Origin of the sequence: Mesorhizobium sp. M1423 (genome assembly GCF_040317575.1) — a bacterium.
GTDB lineage: Bacteria > Pseudomonadota > Alphaproteobacteria > Rhizobiales > Rhizobiaceae > Mesorhizobium.
The window spans coordinates 1-697 of record NZ_JAMYKU010000090.1; the positions used below are offsets into that span (position 1 = coordinate 1).

General features: G+C 54.8%; 1 protein-coding gene. It reads left to right on the top strand.

Annotated elements, in window-relative coordinates; translation table 11 throughout:
- A partial coding sequence (locus NKG95_RS34210) for a DUF982 domain-containing protein (protein ID WP_353043883.1) occupies nt 1-183 on the top strand: 183 nt, incomplete at its 5' end.
- Nucleotides 184-697: the final 514 nt, after the last annotated feature.

Consider the following 697-nt stretch of genomic DNA (forward strand, 5'->3'; position numbering starts at 1 on the left):
AACAACGTCGAGGCAGCCGGCCAGGAGCTGATGAAGTGGACCAAGCGTGGCCCCAAATGGAACCAAGCGGTGCGCGTCTGGATCGCCTGCATTGCCGACGAAATGGAACCTGAGGAGGCACGGAAGGCATTCCTGGCTGCTGCCGAGGAAGCTAAGATGCTCGCTGCTCCCGGGGTGCGGTGATCCTCGCGCAATGTCGCATAACGCCAATTGCTTTTCGAATTAAATTATTTCAACCTCGCATTGCAGGAACGGGCGATGCTTGGGTTGAGATCGCCAAACATTGAGGGGGCAATTTTTGAACCGCATTTTGATTACACTCGGCGCGGCAGTCTGCGTCATATCTTCGGCTGCTTCAGCCGGACAGGGAGGGGAGCAAAACATTAACTTCCTGGCTCGGATGCCCGACGCCAAGTTGAATTTGGCCGCTACAATGGCAGGTAACGTCATCGGTGTTATTCAAAGATGCCGGGCGCTGAGGCCAACCGAAGGTGGAAAAGCAATTATAGCTGTTCCAGTCCTTTTGTACGACGGTCTGGATAAACACCTGACACCCAATCGACCTAAGTTCAAGAGGGCCATCCGCGCCTATGAGGCCGCTTTGAACAAAGCGGTGCGGCGTAGGGATGATTGCCAGACTGAGAAGGCCAAGTACCCGAGACTCTACCGGTAGATAGCTGTCAGGGGGCATTGGTTA